This is a genomic window from Flavobacterium sp. MR2016-29 (genome assembly GCF_015350695.1).
Classification (GTDB): Bacteria; Bacteroidota; Bacteroidia; order Flavobacteriales; family Flavobacteriaceae; genus Flavobacterium.
On record NZ_JADKPU010000002.1, the window covers coordinates 19,203 to 45,216 of the forward strand.

Sequence of the window (26,014 nt, forward strand, 5' to 3'; positions counted from 1 at the left end):
CTTACATTTTTTATATGGTTTAAATTCTTCATTATTATGAACAATCCAAAAACATTTTTTCAAACAAACCTTTCTTTTTATAAAATACTCCTTATAGTTCTGTTGTTTTCCGCTTCCGCGAAAGCGCAAATCCAAAAAGTAGAACCGCCATTTTGGTACGCCGGAATGAAAAACCCAGAACTGCAAATAATGTTCTACGGAAAAAATATCGCACAATATGAAGCTTCGGTTTCAAATAATGTAGTGATTAAAAATGTAGAGAAAACAGAAAACCCCAATTACCTTTTCGTAACAATAGATACGAAAGACGTAAAAGCATCTGAATTGGTTTTCTCTTTCAAAAACAAAAATAAAGTAGCTTTTACACAGAAATATTCGCTTAAAGAAAGAAGAGCAAATTCTGCAGACAGAAAAAGTTATGATGCATCAGACATGATTTACTTAATCATGCCGGATCGTTTTGCTAACGGAAATCCTAAAAACGACAGCGATGCCATTTTAACCGAAAAAGGAAACCGCACAGAACCAGGCGGACGCCACGGCGGTGATATCGAAGGAATTATCAAAAACTTAGATTACATTTCATCTTTGGGTGCAACAACAGTTTGGAGTACGCCTTTATGCGAAGACAATGACGCAAAACATTCATATCACGGTTACGGACAATCTGATGTTTACAAAATAGATGCACGTTACGGAACAAATGAAGATTATGTTCGTTTATCTTCAGAACTGCATAAAAAAGACATGAAACTGGTTATGGATTACGTTACCAATCACTGGGGAATTACACATTGGATGATTAAAGATTTGCCAACAAAATCTTGGATAAATCAATTCGAAAACTACACACAAACGCACCACAGACGTGAAGTTATTACAGATATTCATGCCTCTAAATTGGATCAGGAAATTTGTGTTGACGGTTGGTTCGTGCCTTCTATGCCGGATTTGAATTTAAGAAATCCCTTAGTTGCAAAATACTTAACTCAAAACGCCATTTGGTGGATTGAATATGCCAATCTTGACGGATTTAGAGTGGACACTTACAACTATTCTGATGCCACTGCAATGTCAAATTGGGCGAAAGCAATTACTACAGAATATCCAAGCTTTAATATTGTTGGCGAAATCTGGATGCACAATCAGGCAAATTTATCGTATTGGCAAAAAGACAGTAAAATTGGCGCAATCGAAAACTACAATTCGAATTTACCAAGCGTAATGGATTTTACTTTGCAAGATCAAATTGGCTCTGCTTTCAATGACGATAATGCGAATTGGGATAACGGAATGATTAAATTCTACAACAATTTTACGTTAGATTATTTATATCCAAATCCGAATAGTATTTTAGTTTTCGCCGAAAATCACGACACAGATCGCATTAATAATACCTATAAATACGATTTCACGAAATACAAATTGGTTATGACTTTAATAGCAACCGTTCGTGGAATTCCGCAATTGTATTACGGTTCAGAAATTGGAATGGGTGGTGACAAAGGCAAAGGCGGTGATGCAGACATTCGTCAAGATTTCCCTGGCGGATGGGCTGGCGACAAAAACAACGCATTAACCGCAGCAGGAAGAACAGCTGAGCAAGCAAAATATTTTGATTTTACTTCAAAATTATTCACTTGGAGAAAATCAAATGAAGCGGTTCACTTTGGAAAAATGACGCATTATATTCCAGAAAACAACATTTATGTTTACTTCAGATATACGGATACTAAAACCGTAATGGTCGTTTTCAATAATAATTCAAAAGAGCAGTCAGTTAAAACAAGTCGTTTTAAAGAAAACATCAAAAACTTTAAATCAGGAAAAGATGTTTTAACTGGAAAAACATTTGATATTTCTTCTGAAATTACTTTAGAACCAAAATCCGCTATTGTTTTAGAATTGGAATAAGATTTCAACACACAGTATGTATATAAAGTAGAAACACACTGCTGTGCGTTTACGCAAACTTTTTCCGCCACGAAATCACGAATTTTTAAAATAATAATTCGTGATTTCGTGGCGGAATTTTTTATTATACGCCATTCTTTTTTTATCTTTAAGATTCATAATCATTTCAATGAATAACGACAATACTCAAAAGCCACCTTTCATCTGGGAGGGAGCAAACGTTTACTTTTTACTTACCGATCGTTTTTACAACGGAAATCCTTCAAACGATATCAATTTCAACAGAACCAAAACTCCAGGAAAATTACGCGGTTTTGAAGGCGGTGATATCATCGGAATTATGAAAAAAATCGACGAAGGCTATTTTGATGAACTGGGAATAAATGCTATTTGGTTTACACCAATAGTCGAACAAATTCACGATGGTGTTGATGAAGGAACTGGTCTTACTTACGGGTATCACGGGTATTGGGCAAGAGACTGGACGGCTTTAGATCCTAATTTTGGCACCAAAAATGATTTAGCCCTTTTGGTTAAAAAGGCTCACGAAAAAGGCATCAGAATTATTTTAGACGGCGTTATAAATCATACGGGACCTGTAACTCCAGAAGATCCTATTTGGCCGGAAGACTGGGTTCGAACTGGCATTGTCTGCGATTACAAATCATTTGAAAACACAACAATGTGTACTCTTGTTGATAATCTTCCGGATGTAAGAACTGAAAGTACTAAAGAAGTCGAGCTTCCTACTTTTCTAATCGAAAAATGGAAAAAGGAAGATCGTTATGAAAAAGAAAGTACTTCACTTGATGAATTTTTTAAAAGAACAAATTATCCAAGAACACCAAAATACTACATTATAAAATGGCTGACAGATTATATTCTAGAATTTGGAATTGATGCTTATAGAGCCGATACTGTGAAACATACAGAAGAAAATGTATGGATTGATTTTAGAAAAGAATGCGATTACGCTTTTGAAACCTGGAAAAAACATCATCCTTTGCAAGTGCTCGATCAAAATCCGTTTTATACTATTGCTGAGGTTTACGGTTACGAAATTAGTAGCGGACAAGAGTATGATTTTGGCGACCGAAAAGTAAATTATTTTGAAAAAGGTTTTAACAACATGATCAATTTTGAGTTTAAGTTAGATGCTCAAAATGACTATGAATTTATATTCTCTAAGTATTCAGACAAGCTTCAAAATGAATTAAAAGGTTTCAGCGTACTTAATTATGTATCATCGCATGATGATAGTCCGTTTGATGCGGATCGCAAACGCGCTTTTGAATCCGGAACTAAATTATTGCTCTCACCGGGCATCTCTCAAGTATATTATGGAGACGAATCTGGACGTTCGCTTGCCATTGAAGGTACAGAAGGCGACGCCACTTTTCGATCTTTCATGAATTGGGAAGAGATTGAGTCAAATCCTGAGACACAAAGAATTCTTTTGCATTGGCAAAAATTAGGGCAATTTCGAAGAAATCATCCTGCAGTTGGCGCAGGAATCCACAAAATGATTTCAGACAAACCGTATATTTTTTCAAGAGTTTATAACAAAGAAAATCATAAAGATGAGGTCATAATTGGACTAGATTTAGGAACCGGATATAAAGAACTTCCTGTTGATTCTGTTTTTAAGGACGGAACAAAATTAAAAGACGCTTTTTCTGGAAAAGAAACCGAAGTTCAAAACGGAAAAGCAATAATAGATTCTGAATTTGGACTTGTTTTATTAGAAAAAATCTAAAAGTTTAACCGCAAAGAACGCAAGGCAAAATCGCTGGTCTCGCAAAGATTTAAAAAAACTTGTGACCTTTGCGTAAAACTTTGCGACCTTTGCGTTTAAACTTTCTAGACATGCTAAAAATAGCACATCGCGGTGCCAAAGGATACGAACCCGAGAATACTTTACAATCTTTTCAGAAAGCATTAGACTTAAATGCTGACGGAATTGAACTCGACGTTCATTTAAGCGCTGACGGACATATTATCGTAATTCACGACGAAACCATAGACAAAATGACCAACGGAAAAGGTTTTGTAAATACATTATCTTTGACCGAATTAAAATCATTTTTGATTGACGGGAAACATGAAATTCCGACCCTAAGAGAAGTTTTCGATTTGGTTGACAAAAAATGCTTTATCAATATAGAATTGAAAAGTTACGAAACTTTAGGCAAAGCTGTAGCTTTAATAGAAGAATACATTTCGGAGAAAAACTGGAATTACGAGCATTTTATCGTTTCTAGTTTTGATTGGAATGCCTTGCAGGAAGTTCACAATTTAAATTCAAATATTCCGATTGGGGTTTTAACAGAAACAGATCTTAATTTGGCTTTGGCTTTCGCCGAAACGATAAAAGCAAAAGCAATTCATCCTTATTATCATTTATTGAATTCAGAAAATGTTCTTCAAATGCAAGAAAAGGGATTTCTGGTTTTACCTTGGACAGTTAATATTGAGGAAGACATTCAAAAAATAAAAAATTTAAAAGTAAACGGAATCATCACTGATTTTCCAGATAAAATATGATCAAAAATTTCGACATAATCATTGTTGGCGGAGGCGCTGCAGGTTTTTTTACAGCAATTAATATTGCAGAGAAAAACCCGAAAATGAAAATTGCCATTTTAGAAAGAGGAAAAGAAGTGCTTTCTAAAGTTCGCGTTTCCGGAGGCGGACGATGCAACGTAACACACGCTTGCTTTGAGCCCAATGAATTGGTTAAATTTTACCCCCGTGGCGAAAAAGAACTTCGCGGGCCTTTTCATCAGTTTTGTTCAGGAGATACAATTGAATGGTTCGAAAAACATGGCGTAGAATTAAAAATCGAAGATGATGGACGAATGTTTCCAATCTCTAATTCATCCCAAACTATTATTGATTGTTTTCAGGAAGCAACTGGCAAATTAGGCATAAAAGTTTTGACAGGACAAAGTGTACAATCGATTTTTAAAGCCGAAAATCACTGGAAAATTGATACTCAAGATACAAATTACGCAACAGAAAAATTAGTTTTAGCAACGGGAAGCAATCCTAAAATCTGGGAAATGCTTCAAACACAAGGTCATGCCATTGTTAGCCCAGTTCCTTCCCTATTTACTTTCAACATCAAAGATTCACGAATTAAAGAATTGCCTGGTGTTGCCGCACAAGTTACTGTAAACGTAAAAGATACTAAGCTAGAATCGACCGGACCTTTATTAATCACGCATTGGGGAATGAGCGGCCCTGCAATTCTAAAGCTTTCTGCTTGGGGTGCTAGAACTTTATTCGATAAAAATTATCAGTTTACTATTTTCGTAAATTGGCTAAACGATGTTGATACCGAAGATGCAGAAAAAATCCTAAAAGACTTAAAACAGGAACACGCCAAAAAAGCAGTTTCAAAAAAATCTCCTTTCGATTTTCCTAATCGTCTGTGGGAAAGTTTAGTTCTTGCTTCAGAAATTGAAGGAGAAACAAAATGGGCCGATTTATCTAAAAATCAATTGCAGAATTTAGCTTCTCAACTCACAAAAGCCAAATTTCAGGTAAACGGAAAAAGTACTTTTAAAGAAGAATTTGTAACCGCCGGAGGAATAGATTTAAAAGAAATCAATTTTAAGACAATGGAAAGCAAATTGCATCAAAACCTTTATTTTGCTGGTGAAATTGTAAATATCGATGCGATTACGGGAGGTTTCAACTTTCAAAATGCCTGGACAAGCGGGTTTATTTTGGCCAATAATATATAATAGAATGAAATTTAAAGGAATTATTTTTGATTTAGACGGAACATTAGTAAACTCATTAGAAGATATTTCAGATGCAATGAATACTGTACTTACAGGTCTAAATTATCCAACTCATACTTACGATACCTATCAATATTTTATAGGAAGCGGTTTGCGAAACTTAGTTAGCAAGGCTTTACCGGCATCCAACAATTCTGAAGAACAAATTGAAAATTGTTTTGATTGTATGATCGAAACGTATCGTGAAGTTTGTACGATAAAAACAAAACCGTACGAAGGCATTGTCGAATTATTAGATAATCTGGCTTCTCAAAATATCAAATTAGCGGTTTTCTCTAACAAAGCCGATGAGCTTACCAAAAAAATCGCAGCCCAAATATTTCCTGATTATTTTGATGCTGCAGTTGGTTTAAGTACCGAAGCATTAAAAAAACCAAATCCGTTTGAGGCGTTGGAAATTAGCAAGAATTGGAATTTAAAACCAGAAGAAATTCTTTTTGTAGGCGATTCAGATATTGATATGCAGACGGCAATAAACGCTAATATGCTTCCCGTGGGAGTTTCTTGGGGTTATCGAACAGAAGAAGAATTAATGGCAAGCGGCGCGAAATTGGTTATTCATAATCCTTCAGATTTAATTGAAATAGTTTAAAGTATTTCAAATAGTTTTCATTCTCATTTTTACACTGCCAGTTTACTGTGGCTGAAAACTAAAACCTTATCGATTCAGCCACCAAATACTTGCATTCAAAATCCCTGCAAAACTTACCCAAGCCATGTATGGAATCAGCAAATAACCCGCAATTTTATTGATTTTGTCAAACTTTAAATACGTTTCATAAATCATAAGCCAAAGAAGTGCAATTTCGATCAAAGCCAGCATCGGATTTTTTAGTCCGAAGAACAAATACGACCAAACTGCATTAAGTATCAATTGAATCAAAAAGAAACCTAAAGCTTTTTTTACTTGCTCTTCCTGTTGGTTTATTTTATCCCAAACTACTCCTGCTGCCACTCCCATTAAAATAAAAAGCAAGGTCCAAACTGGCATGAAAACCCAATTTGGCGGATTAAAACTTGGTTTCAGAATTGTTGGATACCACGTTTCTACTCCCGCTTTTGTAAAGGTTGATGATGAATATCCAACTGCCAGACAAATGATTACCGCTATTGCAATTCGTGTTACTTTATTCATTTTTGTGTTTTTTTTTATTCAAAAATAGTCAAAAAGAAAGTTTAAACCACATAAGTCATGTAAGTTCATTGCAGTTAACTTCAACATTTTCTTATATAACTTATACGGTGAAAAAAATATCTTTTATGGTGAAAAAGCTATCTTTGCCAAAATTTTATAATTCATGTTTACAGCAGCTGATTTTATTCCTAAAACATATACTTCAACCATTGAAAACGGAAATTTTGAGTGGAGCGCTCCCAGCAATATTGCATTAGTAAAATATTGGGGCAAAAAAGACAATCAGATTCCCGCAAATCCATCGGTGAGTTTTACTCTTAATAATTGTAAAACTGTTACGAAATTAGGATTTGAGAAGAAAGAGAATTCAAATTCTTTTTCTTTTGATTTACTTTTTGAGGGACAGCCAAAAGAAGATTTCAAACCAAAAATTCAAAAATTTTTAGAAAGAGTTGAAGTTTATTTGCCGTTTTTGAAAGAGTATCATTTTACGATTGATACCCAAAATACGTTTCCACACAGTTCAGGAATTGCGTCTTCGGCATCTGGAATGGCCGCTTTGGCAATGAATTTTATGAGTTTAGAGAAAGGTTTAAATCCTGAAATGACCGATGAATATTTCTACCAAAAAGCATCATTTTTAGCGCGTTTAGGTTCTGGAAGTGCATGCCGAAGCGTAAAAGGAAATGTAGTAGTTTGGGGAAATCAAGCAAATATTGAAGGAAGTTCAGATTTATTTGGAATCGAATTTCCGTACGCAATTCATAAAAATTTCAAGAATTATCAAGACACTATTTTATTGGTTGACAAAGGCGAAAAACAGGTTTCAAGCACAGTTGGCCATGATTTAATGCACAATCATCCGTATGCTGAAAGACGTTTTGCTCAGGCGCACGAAAACTTAGATCAGTTAATTAAGATTTTTGAAAGCGGAAATTTAGACGAATTCATTAAAGTTGTCGAAAGCGAAGCTTTGACTTTGCATGCCATGATGATGACATCGATGCCGTATTTTATTTTGATGAAACCAAATACATTGCAAATCATAAATGCAATTTGGAAATTTAGAACCGAAACTCAAATTCCGGTTTGTTTTACGCTGGATGCTGGAGCAAATGTGCATGTATTATATCCCGAAAACGTTAGCGAAAAAGTACTGCAATTTATTCAGGACGAATTAGTTGTATTTTGTCAGAATCGTCAGTACATTTGCGATCAAATTGGAGAAGGATCTTTATTAATTGATAATTAACAATTGTCAATTAATAATTTGTAACTTTATGGAAAAGAAAAACATTATTAAAGATAAATCTTTTGCTTTTGCAATTGACATTGTAAACCTTTATAAAGTTTTAAGCGAGAAAAAAGAATTTGTTTTATCTAGACAAGTTTTGCGCTCAGGAACATCAATTGGTGCAAATGTAAGAGAATCTGAACATGCTCAAAGTAAAGCAGATTTTATTCATAAATTATCTATTTCATTAAAAGAAGCGAATGAAACAGAATATTGGTTAGATTTGCTGCACGAAACAAAATATCTTTCTGATATAGAGTTTCAAAATATTAAACCTAAAATCATAGAATTATTACGATTACTTACGAGTATCATAAAAACTTCTAAAAACATATAATTATCAATTGTTAATTATTAATTTTCAATTATGAAGGGACCATTATTTTACTCAAAAATATTACTCTTTGGAGAATACGGAATCATCCGCGACTCTAAAGGACTTTCTATTCCTTATAATTTTTACAATGGTGCTTTGAAGAAATCCGAAAATCCTTCGGCAGAAGCAATTGCATCAAACGCAAGTTTAAAACGTTATACAACATATCTGGAAGCTTTACAAAATGAACAGCCAAATTTGGTTTCTTTTGATTTGCTGACTTTAAAAAATGATGTCGAAACCGGAATGTATTTTGATTCTAGTATCCCGCAAGGATATGGTGTTGGAAGCAGCGGTGCTCTTGTTGCAGCTATTTACGACAAATATGCTACACATAAAATTACCGTTTTAGAAAATTTAACACGCGAAAAACTTTTACAATTAAAAAATATATTTTCTCAAATGGAGAGTTTTTTCCACGGAAAAAGTTCTGGTTTAGATCCTTTAAACAGCTATTTGAGTATTCCGATTTTAATTAATTCTAAAGATAATATTGAAGCAACCGGAATTCCGACTCAAAGTTTTGACGGAAAAGGTGCTGTCTTTTTATTAGATTCTGGAATTGTCGGCGAAACTGCTCCAATGGTTAACATTTTTATGGAAAACCTAAAAGACAAAGGTTTTCGTGCGATGCTTAAAAACCAATTTGTAAAATATACAGACGCCTGCGTAGAAAACTTTTTGCATGGCGATATGAAATCTTTGTTTACCAATACTAAAAAGCTTTCAAAAGTCGTTTTAAATAACTTTAAACCAATGATTCCAGAACAATTTCATGGAATCTGGCAAAACGGAATTGACACAAACGATTATTATTTAAAACTTTGTGGTTCTGGCGGCGGCGGTTATATTCTTGGTTTTACCGAAGATTTAGAACGCGCAAAAGCATCTTTGAAAGATTATAAACTAGAAGTGGTTTATCAGTTTTAAGCAAAATTCCCTAAAAGCCTCCGTTATTTGAATACATTTTCCTAAATCTAATCCTAAAAAAGTTATTGAAATGAAAAGTATTTTAAAAATCATCAAAGCAACTTTTTTAGGAGGAATTTTATTTTTGGCCCCGCTAATTTTATTAGTTGTTCTTTTCGAAAAAGGATATCATATCATTCAAAAAATAACACTGCCGCTAGTAAGTCATCTGCCAAGAGTACAATTTTTAGGACTAGCACTCCAAGAACTTATAGGTATTTTAATTATAATCGTTTTATGCTTTATAGCTGGATTATTAGGCAGAACAGCAAAAGCCCAAAAGCTGGTTCAAAAATTAGAAAACGGAATTTTAAGCTTCATTCCTGGATATTCATTTATGAAAAACATGAATGAAAATATAATGGGTTTTGAATCTAAACAAGATTTAAAAGTTATCTTGGTTCCTACAGATGCTGGATTGCAATTCGCTTTTTTGATCGAACAGATAAATGAAAATAATTTTGCAGTCTTTGTTCCAGATGCTCCAAATCCGTGGAGCGGGTCAGTTTGTTTTGTAGAAAAAAAAGACATCAAAGAAATCGAAATTTCTCAAAAAGAAGCCTTAGCTTGCATTCGAAAATTAGGTTATGGCTCTGCATCATTATTAAAAGACAAACTTTAATTTTACAAAAAACATTTTTTAAAAATATTCAAAAAATAAAAATTCCAAACTAACTACAGAAAAATGTTAAGCAGACAGCAGAAGCTTTTAGTAATGAAAATTGTTAGTTTGTTCTCCGTTGTGAGAGGCTATAACATTCCGATTATTGTTTTGGCACAATATCTCTCGGCAATTTTTATATTAGCTCCAGATAAGAGAGCACTTGATATTTTGCTCGATTTTAATTTGTTTTTGATTGTTTTTGCATCTGCGATTACAATTGCTTCCGGATATATTATCAATAATTTTTACGACAGTCAGAAAGATTTGATCAACAGACCCAATAAATCGATGCTGGATCGCTTAGTCAGTCAGAAAACAAAATTGTCGGTTTATTTTAGTTTGAATTTTTTGGCGGTTTTAATGGCGCTCATTGTTTCTTGGCGCGCTTTTTTATTCTTTTCAGCTTATATATTCCTGATTTGGTTTTACTCTCATAAAATAAAAAAATACGCTATTATTGGCAACTTAACTTCGGCATTGTTAGCGGTTATTCCTTTTTTTGCGATTTTATTGTATTTCTACAACAAGATCTCGTTTGAAGAAATTGAAGATCATATGAGTCATTTTATGGTAATTTCAGCCCATGCTGTTTTCTTGTTCTTATTATTGCTGATTCGCGAAATGATAAAGGATTTAGAAAATTTAAAAGGCGACTTGGCCAACAATTACAGAACGATTCCAATACTTTATAACGAAACCGTTTCGAAACAGATTATTACTGCTTTAACAATTTTGACAATACTTCCGGTGTATGTTTTAATCAATGTTTACGATGTTGGTTATATGGATCTATATTTTTATCTATGTTTCGCTATATTGCTGTTTTTCTTGATTTTTTTATGGAAATCTAACTCTAAAGAGCAGTTTTTAATCCTTCATAATGTTTTGAAGTTTTTGATTGTATCTGGCGTTTTTTGCATTATCCTGATAAATCCGAGTGTTTTATGGCACGGAAAAAATTTACTTTTAAAGGTTTAAAATTAGTATACCGCAGAGATACACAAAAAAAATCACAAAGCTTCACCGAGTTTTTTTTAATGTTTTTACCAGAAAGTTCCTAGAATGCCTGAAAAAAAGGCCAATTGTTTGAATCTAGCCCCGATTGTTGCGAAAATCCTTTTGTGGCGGGGTTCGCCATAAAAGATTGAAGCAAAAAGCGGGAAACCATGCCTAAAAAAAGGCCAATTGTGATGCTCCTATATCTCTAAAAAATCATAGCTATTAATCTAAGAACAATGAACTTAGGATTATTTAGCAAGAATAAACTATCTTTGCACAAATTACAGAATTTATGAACAATAAGGAAGGCAATAATAAAAGAGGCGGATCTAGACCAAGTGGCTCTAGACCAAACTCTAACAAGCCAAAACCTCCTATGGCGAAGCGCGCTCAAGGGCCAAAAAAAGTGAACCCTGCTGTTAAGGCTGCTGCTGAAGAAAAGGCAGAAAAAATTAAAAAACAAAACCAGGCTCCTAAAAGACAGAAAGCTGCAGACGAGATTCGTTTGAACAAATACATCTCTAATTCAGGTGCTTGTTCGCGTCGTGATGCCGATATATACATTCAGTCTGGAAACGTAAAAGTAAATGGCGTTCCGGTAACTGAAATGGGTTATTTAGTAAAATTAAACGATGTTGTAAATTTTGACGGCGTAACCTTAACTCCTGAAAAGAAAGAATACATCTTGCTTAACAAACCAAAAAACTTTACAACTGCTCTTGACGAAGGTCAGGAATATCGTAATGTTTTAGAACTTGTGCGTGGTTCTACTACTGCAAAAATTGCTCCTATCGGAAGAATGGACAAAAACACAACTGGTTTATTGTTGTTTACTAACGATACAGATATGATTCGTAAATTTACTTTACCGAGTCAGAAATCATCTAAAATCTATCAGGTTTCATTAGATAAAAACTTGAAATTTGAAGATTTAGAAAAAATCAGCAAAGGTTTGGTTCTTGACGGGCACCGTGTATTTGTTGAAGAGGTGAGTTATATTGATAATGAACCTAAAAGTGAGATAGGTCTTAAATTACGTTCATCTAATGTAAAAGTAGTTCGTGCTATTTTCGAAAACTTTGAATATGATGTTTTACGTATTGACCGCGTGTCATTTGCTGGTTTAACCAAAAAGAATTTGCCAAGAGGAAACTGGCGCTTTTTGACTGAGCAAGAAATCATCAATTTGAAAAACGTTTAAGAAACGGTTCAAATAGTACTTTATATAAAATCCTATTTTACTTTGTAAGATGGGATTTTTTTTATTTAGAAGCTGAAAAAGTTATGTCCGAAAAGAGTAAATATTGATCTTCCCATTGTTTGGTTTTTATCTTCAACTACTTCGTGGCACGTAAATCCTAAGATAATTTTGATTCCCGGCTGAATGCTGTTTAAAATATCTCGTTTTTGTTCTTCTAACAATAATTTTAAACTGTCTAATAATTGGATATTATTTTTAAGATAAGAAACTACTAACAGGGCTGAGAAGTTAAGTATTTCTCTTGCAGTTTCACTTTTGATTCCGACTTCATTTGAAATCATTTCTGAAATTCTTCCTTTTTTAGTAGTAAAGATTTCTTTAAGCAGTGCATTTCCTTCTAATCTGTAACAGTCGTCGACCGCTAAAATTCTGCCAGAGACAAAATCGACTTCTTGGTAAAATGTGGAATTGTCTTCTATTAGTGAAATAATTTCTTTGTAGAAACCTGATTCTCCGGCTTTATTATACAATCCCATTAGAATGGTTCCGATTGATACATCAATTCCTTTGATTAAAAGTGCATCATTTTCAAAATAAAACTTATTTAACTTTGAAACAACATTAGAAGAGATAAAACGTCTAAGTTCAATTTGTAGGTTTGGAGTCATAGTAATTTAATTTAAAATTATTTAAAACTATTCGAAATAATCGACAAAAGGGGCTATTTCATCGTTTATCAGGATAAAAATATAAAATATTTTAACATTTCCAAAAAATAAGTTAAAAATTACAGACACCGATTAACACTTGTTTAACATAAAAAACTTCAACTCCCAGCAAACATAACCCTTTCGTAATCAAAACAAAGTGAAAATATTTTTTTACAAAAATGAATTATTTTATTAAAATGAAAGAAAAATAAGAAAAAGCTTAACTGAATGTTACATAATTAAAACAAAATATTTCGATATTCCCATGTCACACTTAAAAAAATACCTAGAAAAATAATACAAAATAAGAAATTAATAAAACTTGATGCAAGAAATCCGAGTACCGATCCAGTGGCCGCTTTTAATGCTCTTTTATGATTTGTCGAGTCATAAATCATTTCGCCGACAAATGCTCCAACAAATGGACCAATGATAACTCCAAAAGGTATAGGAGCCAAAATTCCCACTATTAAACCAATATTCGTTCCCCAAACTCCATACGAACTTCCTCCAAATTTTTTGGTTCCTTTTGAGGGAATTACGTAATCGAGAATGGTGATAACAATCGTAATTAAAAGGGTAATTCCTAAAAGCCAATAGTTATTGTCTACTGCTTTTGTTAAATGTAATAGCAGCAAACCTATCCAGCAACTCGTTAAGCCAGGCAATACGGGCAAAAAACTGCCAAAAACCCCAACAATCATGCAAATAAAACCTAGTGCAACTAATAGTAAATCCATATATTTTTGTAATTTTGCCCCTACAAACCCTTGGTAAAAATAGGCTATGTATAAGCTTTTGAACTTTTTTTTATTTTGTTTTTTAATGTTCTTGATTTGTAATAATACATATTCACAGGCAAAAAAAACATCTGTCCACGATCAACTATTGCAGGACAGCATTTATAAAAGTAATAAGAAAAAAGTATTAAATTTTTCTATGAAAGAATTTGATGCTCTTTTCTTTGAATATTTTAATCGCAAAAATGATTCAAAAGTAATTTTAACAAAAACAGAATTTTACAATTATACAGTTCAAATAGCAACATTCTCAGATCGATTGGCTCACTTATATCCTGATCAAAAGCAAGTTGCAGCACAAAACAAAGAGCAATGGCTTTCAGAAACCTATGAAGATTATCTGCAATACAAAGCTTCTCAAAAAAAATAATCGTATTTTTATACCATAATCTATTATTCAATTCAATTTCAAAATCTTGAAGCAGTTTTCTCTTTTTTTATTCGTTTTATTTTTTAATTCTTGTCAATATTTTGAGAAGCAGGTTCCGTCTGAAAAAGAATTACTCCAAAAGGAATTAAAATCCATCAACTGGAAAGAAGTTGACGAATATCCATCAGTTGTAGACTGCGAAAAAATCCCTGATAAAAAACAGCGTCAGCAATGCTTTTTTGAAGTTATGGCACAGCTTATTCAGGAAAAATTAGACATTGATACCTTGTCGATTATGTATCCAGAATTAGATACTATTGAAGTAAAAGTAACTGTATTTCCTAACGCGACGATGAAATTTGAGCCACAGTTTCCTAAAGATTCTGTTGCTTATGATACAATTAAAATTGACAGTATTCTTCATGCCCGTTTAGTCGATTTTCCTAAAATAAATCCTGCCATAAAACGTGGTATTCCAGTAAAAACACAGTTTATTTTACCTGTAATTCTTAAAGAAAGAGATAGAAAATAATTTATAAATCTCAGCATATAAGTTATGTAAGCAATTCAAGCTAAGGTTTTTATTAAATAAAACTATAGAACTTATATTGTTGAAAAAACTAGCTTCTAAACTTTCTTCCTTTCCACTCGTAGGAGCCAAAAAAACTGTATAACGCCACAGCTGAACTGAAAAAAGGATACAGCAAACTGCTCAAAATAAGACTTTTGATTCTGCTTTTCGTTAAGAATCGATTTGTGATATAAAGCAAAACAAAATCGGTTATAAACTTGAAAAAAGCGAGCATGACAAATAAAGGGTAAGAAAGTGTTCCAAAAAGTAAAAAAAGAAAACCGAGCACGAAACTGAGATTTCCAATAAAAACTATTACTCCCAAACACTTTCCGAAAATACTTTTATACGAACTTGTTTTTGCTGCCCAGCGCACTCTTTGATGAAATAAGAATTTCCAATTTTCTGTTGGTTTTGTGCTTACAATTGCATCTTTTGCTTTTAAATAATGAACTTCATCTGGGAATTTTTCAATTGCTTTTTGCAGTAAAAAGACATCATCTCCACTTGCAATTTTGTCATTTCCAGCAAAACCATTTAAATTTTCAAACAATGATTTGGTGTAAGCAAAATTAGCTCCGTTACACATAAAACCTTTGTTCAAACCAAAACTTCCAATTGTTGCGCCTTGTAAACTTGTCAAATCTAATTGCTGAAAATGATGCAGAAATGAATCTCCACATTCATACGTTACTGCTCCCGCCAGCATCGAAACTTTATTTTCCTGAATATAATTATCAAAAGTTAAAAGCCAGTTTTCTGGAACAAGACAATCAGCATCTGTGGTAATTACCCAATTCGTCTTTACGCGCAGCATTGCGGTTGTAATCGCATCTTTTTTGGGAGAATTTGAAACCCGAATATTGTTTATTTGTGAAATGTGAAATGTGAAATGTGAGACTTGAAATTTCTCTCTCGAACTATCATCAACTAAAATAACTTCAAATAAATCTGTTGGATAATTTAGTTTTGAAAAGCTATGTAAAAGTTTTGGAAGGTTCTCTTCCTCATTTCTAAACGGAACTATTATGGCAAAACTTGTCTGTGGCTTTAAATCTTTTTTTTGATATTTTTTGACTTTGAAAAAACCATAAATAAGCAAACTAATGTTTACAATGTAAATAGCTAATATGGCAAACAAAGCAAAAATCATGCTGCTGTTTTCGTTTTAAAATTCAGCACAAAATAACTCCCTAAAAATACTGGTAATACAACATTTAAAAACCACATCAAAGTGCTTATAAAAATGACAATCCATTCGTTAACGCCAAGAATTCCGAAAAAATAAATAGCGACGCTTCCTTTAACTGCAAAATCTAGAAACTGAAATGTTGGTAATGATGAAGCTAAAAAGTATACTGATGTAATTGCTGCCATTAAAGTTAAATAAGGCAGATCGACATCAAAAGCTAAAAACAAAAAGTAATATTGGTGCGAAAAAACCAAATATCTTAAAATGCCTAAAAAAATGTTTTTTCTATGAATAGGCTTCGGAATTTCGTTGATTTTATGAATTAGTTTTTCAATTGAATATCCTTTGACTTTTATTTTTTTGATTGAAAATAAAATAATCAGAATTAGCAGAAATCCTCCGAACAAGATTAAGACTGTTTTGGTTGTAATAACATTAAACTGTGCATTGAAATAAAGTAACCCAAAAATTCCAAAAATGATCGTTAAAATCATTTGGATTCCGTTGCAGATCAAGTTTAAAAAAACAACTTTTTTTGCTTCCGATTTTGGATAATACAAAGCTTTTCCTGCGTACTCTCCTACTCCATTTGGTGTGAAAATTCCAGCCGTTAAAGCGGCTAAAACCTGCTTAGTAGCTTCGTGAATCGAGATTTGATGAATTACTTTGGCGAGATTCTGCCATTTTAAAATCTCAAAATACCGATTCAAAACACTCAAAAGTAATATAAACGAAATGCCTAAAACCGACTGATTTTTTCGAAATAAAACAATGAACTTATTCCAGTCCAATTTGTCGTTGTTGGCCAGCTGATTGTAAATAAAATAAAATGCACCGCCAACAATCAAAAGTTTGATTAGAAGAACTAGGAATTGCTTAGCTTTGTGAGGAATTGAAATCATGCCGCAAAAGTAATCAATTTGGAAATGTGGCAATTTGAAAATGAGAAAATGAATCGTTTCATTTCAAAAACTTGAAACTTTAAACATCAAACTTGAAACAAAACTCTCTTGACAAAAGAACGCATCATATTAGGAATTGACCCTGGAACCACAATTATGGGTTTTGGATTAATTAGAGTCATCAATAAAAAAATGGAATTTTTGCAGTTAAACGAATTGCAATTGTCCAAATATGACAATCATTACCAAAAACTAAAAATCATTTTTGAAAGAACCATCGAATTAATCGAAACGCATCATCCTGACGAAATTGCGATTGAAGCGCCTTTTTTTGGTAAAAATGTACAATCGATGTTAAAACTTGGACGCGCACAAGGCGTTGCCATGGCAGCAGGCCTTTCAAGAGATATTCCGATCACGGAATATGAACCTAAAAAGATAAAGATGGCGATTACCGGAAACGGAAATGCCAGCAAAGAACAGGTTGCGAAAATGCTCCAACAGCTTTTAGGATTAAAAGAATTACCCAAAAATCTCGATTCAACCGACGGTTTGGCAGCGGCAGTTTGTCATCACTTTAATTCAGGAAAAGTCGTAGCAGGAAAAAGTTATTCGGGCTGGGATGCTTTTGTGAAACAAAATGAGGACAAAATTAGAAAATGAGATAATTAGATAATTTCTTCGAACCTAATTTTCATTATCTAATTATCAAATTGGCACATTATCTAATTAAAAAAAATGAGCGGTATCTACATCCATATTCCTTTTTGCAAACAGGCTTGTCATTATTGTGACTTTCATTTTTCGACTTCAATGAAAAAGAAAGATGAAATGGTTTTGGCTTTGGCCAAAGAAATTGGCATGCGTAAAAATGAGTTTGAGAACGATCCCGAATTCTCGGGAGTAGAGACAATATATTTCGGAGGTGGAACTCCTTCTGTTTTGACCAATGACGAAATCAATTTTTTAATTTTAGAAGTTTATAAAAACTATAAAGTCTCAGATAATCCAGAAATTACACTTGAAGCTAATCCCGATGATTTGTCCGCGGAGCGAATTTTTGAATTATCTAAGAGTCCGATAAACCGATTAAGCATTGGTATTCAGTCTTTTTATGAAGAAGATTTGAAGATGATGAACCGCGCTCATAATTCGGTGGAAGCCATAAAATGCTTACAAGAAGCGACAAAATATTTTGATAATATTTCACTCGATTTAATTTACGGAATTCCTGGATTGACAGATGAAATGTGGAAACAGAATATCGAAACGGCTTTGAGTTTTGGCATTCCACATATTTCGAGTTATGCATTGACGGTTGAACCCAAAACAGCCTTGAGCAAATTAATTCAGACTGGAAAAATCGCTGAACCGCAAGATGAAGCCGCTTCAAATCATTTTATGATTTTGGTTGAAACGCTCCAAAAAAATGGATTTATTCATTACGAATTATCGAATTTTGGGAAAGAGAATTATTTTTCCAAAAACAATTCGGCTTATTGGTTAGGAAAAAAATATATTGGAATTGGCCCTTCGGCACATAGTTATGACGGCGAAAAAAGAGGCTGGAATATTGCAAATAATTCATTGTATTTGAAAGCGATTCAGAACAATGAACTTCCAATTGAAACAGAAATCCTGACTATTTCAGATCGCTATAACGAATATATTATGACTGGTTTAAGAACAATTTGGGGCGTTTCTTTAGAAAGAATTGAAAATGAATTTGGTTTGGAATATTTGAATTATCTGAAAAAACAATCTCAAAAATTCTTAAACGATGGTTTGCTTTCCATTGAAAACAACATTCTAAAACCAACTCCAAAAGGAAAATTTTTAACGGATGGAATTGCTTCAGATTTATTTTATCTAAATTTGGAAGAATAAAATTTGGACGCTGATAAAACGGATGCAAGCAACGCTGATCAATCTGTAAAATCTGCGTTAGAATATCCGTAAAATCCGTGTTCCATTATGCTAGCATTTTTAGACAATAAATATCAAATCGACTTATCAAAACCCATTGATATCTCTATTCCATTAACCAATACAGACGAAAACCCAATTGCCTGGTATATCGAAAAACCAGTTATTGAACCTGTAGTTTTCGGCGATTGGATCGGAAAAGTTTCGGAAGGAAAATCATCTACAAATTTTAATAATATATTCTTCAACCCTCATGGGCATGGGACGCACACAGAATGTTTGGGGCATATTACAAATGATTTTTACAGTATTAACCAGTCGCTTAAGCAATTTTTCTTTTCTGCTAAATTGATTACCATTGAGCCTGAGAAAATTGGGGATGATCTCGTTATTACGAAAGAAAGCATCTCGACTTCCCTCAATGTGACATCGTTCGAGGCTTTGATTATTAGAACACTTCCCAATCAAAAAGAAAAAAAATCAAGAAAATATTCAAATACAAATCCGCCTTATTTGTCTGAAGAAGCTGCCACTTTCATCCGCGAAAGCGAAATTCAACATTTATTGATTGATTTACCAAGCGTTGACAAAGAACATGACGAAGGTAAATTACTGGCTCACAAAGCATTTTGGAATGTAAAAGACACACATAATCTAAATTCTGATGCCAGATTGAATGCGACAATTACCGAAATGATTTATGTGCCAGACGAAATTGAAGATGGAAATTATATTTTAAATCTTCAAATCGCTTCGTTTGAAAACGATGCAAGTCCATCAAAACCGATTTTATATAAGATTTAAAGGTTTGCCACAACGCGAGCGAAAGGGAATTGGCGAACCAATTACACTAATTTTCACTGACTAAATCTTGCTTTTTTTTGCCAAAGGTTTACACAGATTGAATTATTTTTCATCCTTTAATCTTGGCAAAAAATAAATTCGTGTAAATTCGTGTAATTCGTGGCTAAAAAAAACAAAACTATGATTAGTGTCTCAACTGATAAAACCAAACTTGACGTTCCGTTTATACACAACTTTTTGGCAGCTATTTATTGGACAGCGCCCAGAACTATCGAAGAAGTTCAGACTGCAATTGATGCTTCTGTTTGTTTTGGAATCTATTTAGATGACAAACAAATTGGCTTTGCGCGCGTAATTACCGATTTTGTAGTTTTTGGATATGTGATGGATGTTTTTATTACTGAAGAACATCGCGGTAAAGGATATTCGTCTGTTTTAGTTGAAAATATGATGAACGAACCTGTTCTTAAAAATATTAAAATTTGGAGATTAGCGACAACAGATGCGCACTTTTTATATGAAAAATTTGGTTTTAAAAAATTAGAACATCCTGAAAAAATGATGGAAAAAAAACTATTATGAAAGAAATAATTAAACTAGAAGAATTAAGCTTATTTGTACTCGGAATCTATTTATTCAGCCTTTTGAATTATGAATGGTGGTGGTTTTTGGCTTTAATTTTAGCACCTGATTTATCGATGCTGGGTTATATTTTTGGAAATAAAAGCGGTGCATTTTTCTACAATGTTTTTCATCATAAAGGAATTGCCGTTATAATTTACATATTGGGCTGTTATTTTAAAATTGAAATTTTGCAATTGTCCGGAATTATTTTATTTTCACACTCATCAATGGATAGAATGTTTGGTTACGGATTAAAGTATGAAACAGGATTTCAAGACACACATTTAGGTAAAATTGGTAAAAATAACATGGTATGAATCTAGAAACTTTCTATGAATATTGCCTTTCTAGAAAAGGCGTAACAGAACATTTCCCTTTTGATGAAGATACTTTAGTTTTTAAAGTTGGTGGTAAAATGTTTGCTTTATCCTCATTATCTCAATGGGAAAAGAATGAAGCTTCTGCCAATTTAAAGTGTGATCCAGATCGTGCTCAGGAATTGCGAGCGGAATATGAAGAAATAAAACCTGGTTTTCATATGAGCAAAGTACATTGGAATACGATTGCTTTGAACGGAAATCTTCCAGACAAATTCGTCAAAGAACTCATTGATCATTCGTATGAATTGGTTTTCAAAAGTTTGACGAAGAAAATTCAGAATGAAATTATCGAATTAGAAAATTAGGCATTACATTTGCACGGTAAGAAAAAAACTTAGCAACTCAGTTACTTAGCAACTTATTAAAATATGAAAGAACAATTTAAAAAATTTCTGAACGAAGAACAAGATCCAAAAGCGATTGAAAAAATCACTTCAAAACTCAACGATTTGTTGATGAAAGGCGAAGAAGTTGGATATATAGCAGTTCAAAAAAAACCTGCAATTACTGTTTTTCCTGATAGTATTGTTTTAACAAATAAAAGAATAATCATCTGCAAGCCTAAAAATTTAGGTCTTTCTATGGATTTTACAGATTATACTTGGGATGATATCGCCGGTGCTTTTGTAAAAGAAAATATTCTAGGTTCAGAATTCTCATTTAATACAAATACTGATTTATCAATTTCTATCGATTATATTCCAAAAATTCAAGCTAGAAAAATTTATACATATGCCAAAGAACAATTGGATTTACTTAAAAATCCAGTTACAATTTCGGCACCAGCTATAGAAACTGCTCAGCCAACCCCAGAAGTGGAGAATTTTGAAGATGAGATCGAAGAAGTAGAAACTGAAGAAGTAACAAATTATGCTGAAATTCTGCCAGCAACAACTCCTTCTTATGAAACTTATGAGCCAATTCAGCAAACACAATCTTCTACAGGAGAACGCAAATTAAGTGAATTATCTAAAGAAGAACTTTTTGATAAATTACAGAATTACAAAAAACTGCTTGACAACGGTTTGATCATGCAGGGAGAATACGATGCATATAAAAAAGAGATTTTGAGCTACATGTAAAATGTAATTTGTGAGAAGTGAAATGACTTCTTACTGAAAATAAAAAAAGTCTTAAGTTCATTTAGAGCTTAAGACTTTTTACATTTTTACCGATTACCTTTTACAAGGTCGCTTTCTGTTTGTCTAAAAAGTTATGTGATTGCAATTCTAATAATTCCTTGGCATTTTTACGCTGTAAATCATAGAGGTTTTTATCTTCTGCAATATCTGCATACACCTTATCATGCATTTCGGCACTTGTTTTTACTAATAAATCACGTTGGTATTTGTTTTGTGCCAAAGTAGCTTTCATAGCCGTTTCAGCTTCTTCTTGTTTAAAATCGAATTCTCCTTTTGGAGCTAATAATTTTGCAATAATTGGAGACGTTTCAATAGCTAAAAACAACAGCATTATAAAAAATGACGGCAGCCAAGGCAGTTTATTCAACGCATTAATTCGCGCCATTAATCCGTCAAAACCTTCAATAATGGGTTGTGTCTGCGAAACTTTTTTATCTAAGTCAGCTTGGAGTTGTTTGCCTGCTTTTTCTTTCTCGGCAATTTTAGCTTCGTTTGCTGTTTTTAGCGTTTCGAATTCTTTTAAAGATGCATCGTGCTTTTCGCGTTTTTCTTTATAAACTGGACCTTTCCCTAATTTTTTAGTTCCTGTAGTTCCTTCGGCTTCTGTAATATAAGTCGAATATAGAGCGTTTACTTCTTTTTCTTTTGTGACAATATCCGCTTTTAAAGCTGCGATTTCCGCTTTATTCTTATCTAAATCTGTTTTGAAATAAGTTCCGATTTGCTTTTTATTGGCCAATTCCATTTCATTTTTTTCTTTCAATAAAACGGTGTTGATTTCTTTTTCGAAAATTTTTATCTCCAAAGGCTTAGAAATTACGATTGCAATAATAATTGCCAGCATAATTCGTGGCGTCGCCTGCAGAAATTCATCCATAAAACGGTCTCTCTTTTTAATTGTCGACACAATAAATCGGTCTAAATTAAAGATCAGCAAACTCCATACAAAGCCAAAAATTAAAGCTGGATAAATAGAGTCAAATACAGTAAAAAGTGCATAAGCACTGGCCAAGAAAGCCATAACTGCAGTAAAAAAAACGGTGGCTCCAATACCAACATATTTGGTTTGTTCGCCTTCTGAACATCCTTCGAGAAGATCTCTGTCTGCTCCAGAACAAAGGATAAAAAATTGTTTTAACATGATTGATGATTTTTGATTGTGATTGATAAGGCAAATTTAGCGCCAAAAATTTAATTCTGACATAAATAGTTGATTTGTTTTTAACTGAACCTCAATTATTTGAAACTCGAATGTTAGTTTAAGATTAATGTAATTCGATTTTAAGCGGGGAATCATAACAGTATGTTAATTTTTTTTAACGGCTTTAATAACATTAAGGTTCTAGTTTCGCAACAAATCAAACTAAAAAACAATGAAAAAAATTTATTTAGTAGTAACATTCATGCTTTTAGCCTTTTCAGGTTATGCTCAAAAAGCCATAATTTCTGGAAAAGTATTAGATATTGACGACAAACTTCCGTTGCCTGGAGCGATGATTCAGATTGTAGGTGAAAACAAATACACAGTTTCAGATTACAATGGTCGTTTTGAATTGCTTAACATAAATGCTGGAACTTACCAAGTACAAGTAAAATATATAGGATACGAACCAATTACTCACGAAATAACAGTTGAACAAGGCAAAAATAACGTCCTTGATTTCACTCTAAAAACTTCAGGAACAGAATTAAATGAGGTTGTTGTTGGAGACATTTTAAAAGGTCAGGCCAAAGCGCTGAATCAACAAAAAAACAGCAAAAATATAGGAAACATCATTTCATCTGATCAAGTAGGGCGTTTTCCTGATGCCAATATTGGAGACGCTTTAAAACGTGTTCCAGGTATCACAATGCAAAATGATCAAGGTGAAGCGCGTAACATTATTATTAGAGGTTTAGCTCCGTCATTGAACTCGGTAACCTTAAATGGTGACCGAATTCCATCTGCAGAAGGAGACAATAGAAACGTACAAATGGATTTGATTCCGTCTGATATGATTTCGACAATCGAAGTAAACAAAACCTTAACTTCTGACATGGATGCTGATGCTATAGGAGGTTCTGTAAATTTAGTTACAAGAGCAACTCCAAACGGCGAAAGAATTTCTGCAACGCTGGCCGGAGGTTATTTGCCAATTCGCGAACACGCCTCTTACACAGCAGGTTTAGTTTACGGTAATCGTTTTTTTGACAATAAATTGGGTGCTGTTTTCAGCGGATCATACAATAATGTAGATTACGGATCTGATAATATCGAAAATGAATGGGTAAAAGATGATTTCGGAAACGAATATCTACAAGCTTCAGAGATTAGAAAATATGATGTACAGCGTATTCGAAGAAGCGGATCTGTAGCTTTAGATTATAAATTTGACGAGAATAACACGATTTTCGCTAATGCCATTTACAATTGGAGAGATGACAGGGAAAACCGTTTCAGAACAACTTATGATGATATCGAGCCTCTTTATAATGGAGAAGAAATCATTGGTTTTGAAGGTCGTGTAAAACGCCAGACAAAAGGCGGAGTCGATAACAGCAGAAACAAAAACAGAAGATTAGAAGATCAGCGCGTTCAAAATTATTCGATTCGTGGAGAACATTTAATCAACTCCAACTTAGATTTAGACTGGTCAGCAAATTATGCAAAAGCAAGAGAATATCGTCCGGGAGAACGTTATATCGAATACCGTCAGAAAGGTTTAGAAATGATGGAAGATTTGTCTGATCCTAGATTTCCTTTGATGACAACGGTTGGAGAATCAACAGATGAATTCAAATTTGATTCTGTTACAGAAAACACAGATGAAACCAGCGAAAGCGAATTTGGTGCAAAAATCAACATCCGTTTTCCTTTCTCTGTTATTCCATCTGAAAAAGGAAGATTAAGAACTGGTCTTAGACTTCGATTGAAAGAAAAAGAAAGAAATAACATGTTCTACTCTTACGAGCCAATAAACGACGGAATGGAATTATTATCTGAAGTTCCGACTAGTTATTATGATGGAAAAAACTTTAATCCAGGAAGCAAATATGTACCAGGAGCTTTTGCTTCGGCAAATTTCTTAGGAAGTTTAGATTTAAACAACGCTGCTTTATTTGATAAAGAAGCAAATCCATCTGAATATTTAGCAGTAAATTATAATGCTAAAGAAAGTATTTATGCGGCTTACGTAAGATGGGATCAGGATTTTAACGACAAACTTTCAATGGTTTTAGGTTTCAGAGTAGAAAATACGCACATCGATTACACTGGAAATAGAGTTTTAGATGAAGAAGAATTAGAGAGTCAAATCAACAATACCAATTCATACACGAATTTATTGCCAAGCATTTCTTTTCAATATAATGCGACCAAAGATTTAGTTTTAAGAGCGGCTGCAACCACTGCTTTAGCAAGACCAAATTATTATGCACTGGCTCCTTATGTAAATAACATTGCTGCCGACAAAGAAATTACAGCTGGAAATCCAGGTTTAGATGCAACATATTCATATAACTATGATTTCATGGCAGAGAATTATTTCAAATCAGTTGGATTAATTTCTGGAGGTGTTTTCTACAAAAGATTAAATGACTTCATTTATAATTACAGTGATAATCAATATACTGATGCAAAATTTGCTGCAGATTTTCCAAATCAGACAAATCCAATCCCAGCTGGCGAAAACTGGTCGTTTGTACAATCAAGAAACGGAGACCAAGTTGATGTTTATGGTTTTGAAGTGGCGCTTCAGCGTCAGTTAGATTTCTTGCCGGGCAAATTTTTAAAGGGATTTGGTGTATATTTAAACTACACTTACACAAAATCTAAGGCTAAAGGAATTGCCGACGAAGACGGAAACGAAAGAAATGACATCAGTCTTCCGGGAACAACACCACATATGTTTAACGGATCATTATCTTGGGAAAACAAACGTTTTTCTGCTAGAATTTCGACCAACTTCACTTCAGATTATTTAGATGAATTAGGTTCAGAATCTTATAAAGACAGTTATTACGACAAACAATTTTTCTTAGATGCGAATGCTTCATTCAAAATCACAAAACACCTTCGCGTATTTGCCGAAGCTAACAACTTAACTAACCAGCCTTTGCGTTATTATCAAGGAATTGAGGCGCATACCAAGCAAGCAGAATACTATCAAGCGAGATACAATTTCGGCTTGAAGTTTGACTTGTAATAATCAATTTATAAAATTCTTAAATTGGGCAGAACTTAGCGGTTCTGT

Annotated in this window: 27 protein-coding genes; 21 read left to right on the forward strand and 6 right to left on the reverse strand. The window is 33.3% G+C overall.

What is annotated here, in order from left to right; translation table 11 throughout:
- The first annotated feature begins 36 nt into the window (after nucleotides 1-36).
- The 5 genes from IR010_RS06000 to IR010_RS06020 all read left to right on the forward strand — a co-directional run bounded on the left by IR010_RS06000 (nucleotide 37) and on the right by IR010_RS06020 (nucleotide 6,315).
- The gene (locus tag IR010_RS06000) at nucleotides 37-1,914 is read left to right on the forward strand and encodes a glycoside hydrolase family 13 protein (protein WP_194602489.1); all 1,878 of its coding nucleotides are present in this window, start codon (nucleotides 37-39) and stop codon (nucleotides 1,912-1,914) included.
- 169 nt (nucleotides 1,915-2,083) lie between these two features.
- Nucleotides 2,084-3,670, forward strand: a complete 1,587-nt coding sequence (locus tag IR010_RS06005; protein WP_194602491.1) for an alpha-amylase family glycosyl hydrolase — start codon at nucleotides 2,084-2,086, stop codon at nucleotides 3,668-3,670.
- A 110-nt stretch (nucleotides 3,671-3,780) separates the two neighbouring features.
- Nucleotides 3,781-4,458, forward strand: coding sequence for a glycerophosphodiester phosphodiesterase (locus IR010_RS06010; protein ID WP_194568002.1), 678 nt, complete (start codon nucleotides 3,781-3,783; stop codon nucleotides 4,456-4,458).
- Nucleotides 4,455-5,663, forward strand: a complete 1,209-nt coding sequence (locus IR010_RS06015; RefSeq protein ID WP_194602494.1) for an NAD(P)/FAD-dependent oxidoreductase — start codon at nucleotides 4,455-4,457, stop codon at nucleotides 5,661-5,663. Before IR010_RS06010 ends, IR010_RS06015 begins: the two co-directional genes overlap by 4 nt.
- A gap of 4 nt (nucleotides 5,664-5,667) precedes the next feature.
- A complete protein-coding gene (locus IR010_RS06020; RefSeq protein WP_194602497.1) occupies nucleotides 5,668-6,315 on the forward strand; it encodes an HAD family hydrolase in 648 nt (215 codons plus the stop codon).
- A gap of 66 nt (nucleotides 6,316-6,381) precedes the next feature.
- Here the strand turns inward: IR010_RS06020 and IR010_RS06025 are convergent, their stop codons facing one another.
- The gene (locus IR010_RS06025; protein WP_194567997.1) at nucleotides 6,382-6,858 is read right to left on the reverse strand and encodes a TspO/MBR family protein; all 477 of its coding nucleotides are present in this window, start codon (nucleotides 6,856-6,858) and stop codon (nucleotides 6,382-6,384) included.
- Nucleotides 6,859-7,021: 163 nt separating this feature from the next.
- Between IR010_RS06025 and IR010_RS06030 the strand changes: the two genes are divergently transcribed.
- The 6 genes from IR010_RS06030 (at nucleotide 7,022) to IR010_RS06055 (ending at nucleotide 12,361) form a co-directional block, all read left to right on the forward strand.
- Nucleotides 7,022-8,110 carry a diphosphomevalonate/mevalonate 3,5-bisphosphate decarboxylase family protein gene (locus IR010_RS06030; protein WP_194602499.1) on the forward strand — a complete coding sequence of 363 codons (1,089 nt, stop codon included), beginning with the start codon at nucleotides 7,022-7,024 and terminating at the stop codon, nucleotides 8,108-8,110.
- A 28-nt stretch (nucleotides 8,111-8,138) separates the two neighbouring features.
- The gene (locus IR010_RS06035) at nucleotides 8,139-8,489 is read left to right on the forward strand and encodes a four helix bundle protein (protein WP_194567993.1); all 351 of its coding nucleotides are present in this window, start codon (nucleotides 8,139-8,141) and stop codon (nucleotides 8,487-8,489) included.
- Between the two features lie 30 nt (nucleotides 8,490-8,519).
- Nucleotides 8,520-9,458, forward strand: coding sequence for a mevalonate kinase (locus IR010_RS06040; RefSeq protein WP_029271721.1), 939 nt, complete (start codon nucleotides 8,520-8,522; stop codon nucleotides 9,456-9,458).
- Between the two features lie 70 nt (nucleotides 9,459-9,528).
- Complete coding sequence (locus IR010_RS06045; RefSeq protein WP_194602502.1) at nucleotides 9,529-10,119, forward strand: DUF502 domain-containing protein; 591 nt, start codon at nucleotides 9,529-9,531, stop codon at nucleotides 10,117-10,119.
- 63 nt (nucleotides 10,120-10,182) lie between these two features.
- Nucleotides 10,183-11,139, forward strand: coding sequence for a geranylgeranylglycerol-phosphate geranylgeranyltransferase (locus tag IR010_RS06050; RefSeq protein WP_194602505.1), 957 nt, complete (start codon nucleotides 10,183-10,185; stop codon nucleotides 11,137-11,139).
- A gap of 313 nt (nucleotides 11,140-11,452) precedes the next feature.
- Nucleotides 11,453-12,361, forward strand: coding sequence for a pseudouridine synthase (locus tag IR010_RS06055; RefSeq protein WP_029271716.1), 909 nt, complete (start codon nucleotides 11,453-11,455; stop codon nucleotides 12,359-12,361).
- Nucleotides 12,362-12,426: 65 nt separating this feature from the next.
- Here the strand turns inward: IR010_RS06055 and IR010_RS06060 are convergent, their stop codons facing one another.
- Both IR010_RS06060 and IR010_RS06065 read right to left on the reverse strand, forming a co-directional pair.
- The gene (locus tag IR010_RS06060; protein WP_029271715.1) at nucleotides 12,427-13,029 is read right to left on the reverse strand and encodes a DUF937 domain-containing protein; all 603 of its coding nucleotides are present in this window, start codon (nucleotides 13,027-13,029) and stop codon (nucleotides 12,427-12,429) included.
- A 281-nt stretch (nucleotides 13,030-13,310) separates the two neighbouring features.
- Nucleotides 13,311-13,811 carry a DUF456 domain-containing protein gene (locus tag IR010_RS06065; RefSeq protein WP_029271714.1) on the reverse strand — a complete coding sequence of 167 codons (501 nt, stop codon included), beginning with the start codon at nucleotides 13,809-13,811 and terminating at the stop codon, nucleotides 13,311-13,313.
- Nucleotides 13,812-14,010: 199 nt separating this feature from the next.
- Here IR010_RS06065 and IR010_RS06070 point away from each other — a divergent pair, with 199 nt between their 5' ends.
- Both IR010_RS06070 and IR010_RS06075 read left to right on the forward strand, forming a co-directional pair.
- Nucleotides 14,011-14,241, forward strand: coding sequence for a hypothetical protein (locus IR010_RS06070; protein WP_157495026.1), 231 nt, complete (start codon nucleotides 14,011-14,013; stop codon nucleotides 14,239-14,241).
- A gap of 46 nt (nucleotides 14,242-14,287) precedes the next feature.
- Nucleotides 14,288-14,773 (forward strand): hypothetical protein, encoded by a 486-nt coding sequence (locus IR010_RS06075; RefSeq protein ID WP_029271712.1) that lies wholly within the window; start codon nucleotides 14,288-14,290, stop codon nucleotides 14,771-14,773.
- Between the two features lie 88 nt (nucleotides 14,774-14,861).
- Here the strand turns inward: IR010_RS06075 and IR010_RS06080 are convergent, their stop codons facing one another.
- A complete protein-coding gene (locus tag IR010_RS06080; protein WP_194602508.1) occupies nucleotides 14,862-15,965 on the reverse strand; it encodes a glycosyltransferase family 2 protein in 1,104 nt (367 codons plus the stop codon).
- Nucleotides 15,962-16,906, reverse strand: a complete 945-nt coding sequence (locus tag IR010_RS06085; RefSeq protein ID WP_194602511.1) for a lysylphosphatidylglycerol synthase domain-containing protein — start codon at nucleotides 16,904-16,906, stop codon at nucleotides 15,962-15,964. Before IR010_RS06085 ends, IR010_RS06080 begins: the two co-directional genes overlap by 4 nt.
- Before the next feature lie 108 nt (nucleotides 16,907-17,014).
- Here IR010_RS06085 and ruvC point away from each other — a divergent pair, with 108 nt between their 5' ends.
- The 7 genes from ruvC to IR010_RS06120 all read left to right on the forward strand — a co-directional run bounded on the left by ruvC (nucleotide 17,015) and on the right by IR010_RS06120 (nucleotide 21,722).
- Nucleotides 17,015-17,569 carry a crossover junction endodeoxyribonuclease RuvC gene (gene ruvC, locus IR010_RS06090; protein WP_082586749.1) on the forward strand — a complete coding sequence of 185 codons (555 nt, stop codon included), beginning with the start codon at nucleotides 17,015-17,017 and terminating at the stop codon, nucleotides 17,567-17,569.
- 75 nt (nucleotides 17,570-17,644) lie between these two features.
- Nucleotides 17,645-18,793: a radical SAM family heme chaperone HemW gene (gene hemW, locus IR010_RS06095; protein WP_194602514.1), complete on the forward strand. Its 1,149-nt coding sequence runs from the start codon at nucleotides 17,645-17,647 to the stop codon at nucleotides 18,791-18,793.
- A gap of 87 nt (nucleotides 18,794-18,880) precedes the next feature.
- On the forward strand, nucleotides 18,881-19,636 hold the full coding sequence (locus tag IR010_RS06100) for a cyclase family protein (RefSeq protein WP_194602517.1): 756 nt from the start codon (nucleotides 18,881-18,883) through the stop codon (nucleotides 19,634-19,636).
- Between the two features lie 180 nt (nucleotides 19,637-19,816).
- Complete coding sequence (locus IR010_RS06105; protein ID WP_029271703.1) at nucleotides 19,817-20,218, forward strand: GNAT family N-acetyltransferase; 402 nt, start codon at nucleotides 19,817-19,819, stop codon at nucleotides 20,216-20,218.
- Nucleotides 20,215-20,577, forward strand: a complete 363-nt coding sequence (locus tag IR010_RS06110; protein WP_029271702.1) for a DUF4260 domain-containing protein — start codon at nucleotides 20,215-20,217, stop codon at nucleotides 20,575-20,577. The genes IR010_RS06105 and IR010_RS06110 overlap by 4 nt, the downstream gene beginning before the upstream one ends.
- Entirely contained in the window at nucleotides 20,574-20,945 is a 372-nt protein-coding gene (locus tag IR010_RS06115) for an MmcQ/YjbR family DNA-binding protein (RefSeq protein ID WP_029271701.1), read from the forward strand. The genes IR010_RS06110 and IR010_RS06115 overlap by 4 nt, the downstream gene beginning before the upstream one ends.
- A 63-nt stretch (nucleotides 20,946-21,008) precedes the next feature.
- Entirely contained in the window at nucleotides 21,009-21,722 is a 714-nt protein-coding gene (locus tag IR010_RS06120) for a PH domain-containing protein (protein WP_194567981.1), read from the forward strand.
- 100 nt (nucleotides 21,723-21,822) lie between these two features.
- Here the strand turns inward: IR010_RS06120 and IR010_RS06125 are convergent, their stop codons facing one another.
- Nucleotides 21,823-22,923, reverse strand: a complete 1,101-nt coding sequence (locus tag IR010_RS06125) for a DUF4407 domain-containing protein (RefSeq protein WP_029271698.1) — start codon at nucleotides 22,921-22,923, stop codon at nucleotides 21,823-21,825.
- Between the two features lie 232 nt (nucleotides 22,924-23,155).
- Here IR010_RS06125 and IR010_RS06130 point away from each other — a divergent pair, with 232 nt between their 5' ends.
- On the forward strand, nucleotides 23,156-25,966 hold the full coding sequence (locus IR010_RS06130; RefSeq protein ID WP_194602520.1) for a TonB-dependent receptor: 2,811 nt from the start codon (nucleotides 23,156-23,158) through the stop codon (nucleotides 25,964-25,966).
- Nucleotides 25,967-26,014 lie beyond the last annotated feature (48 nt).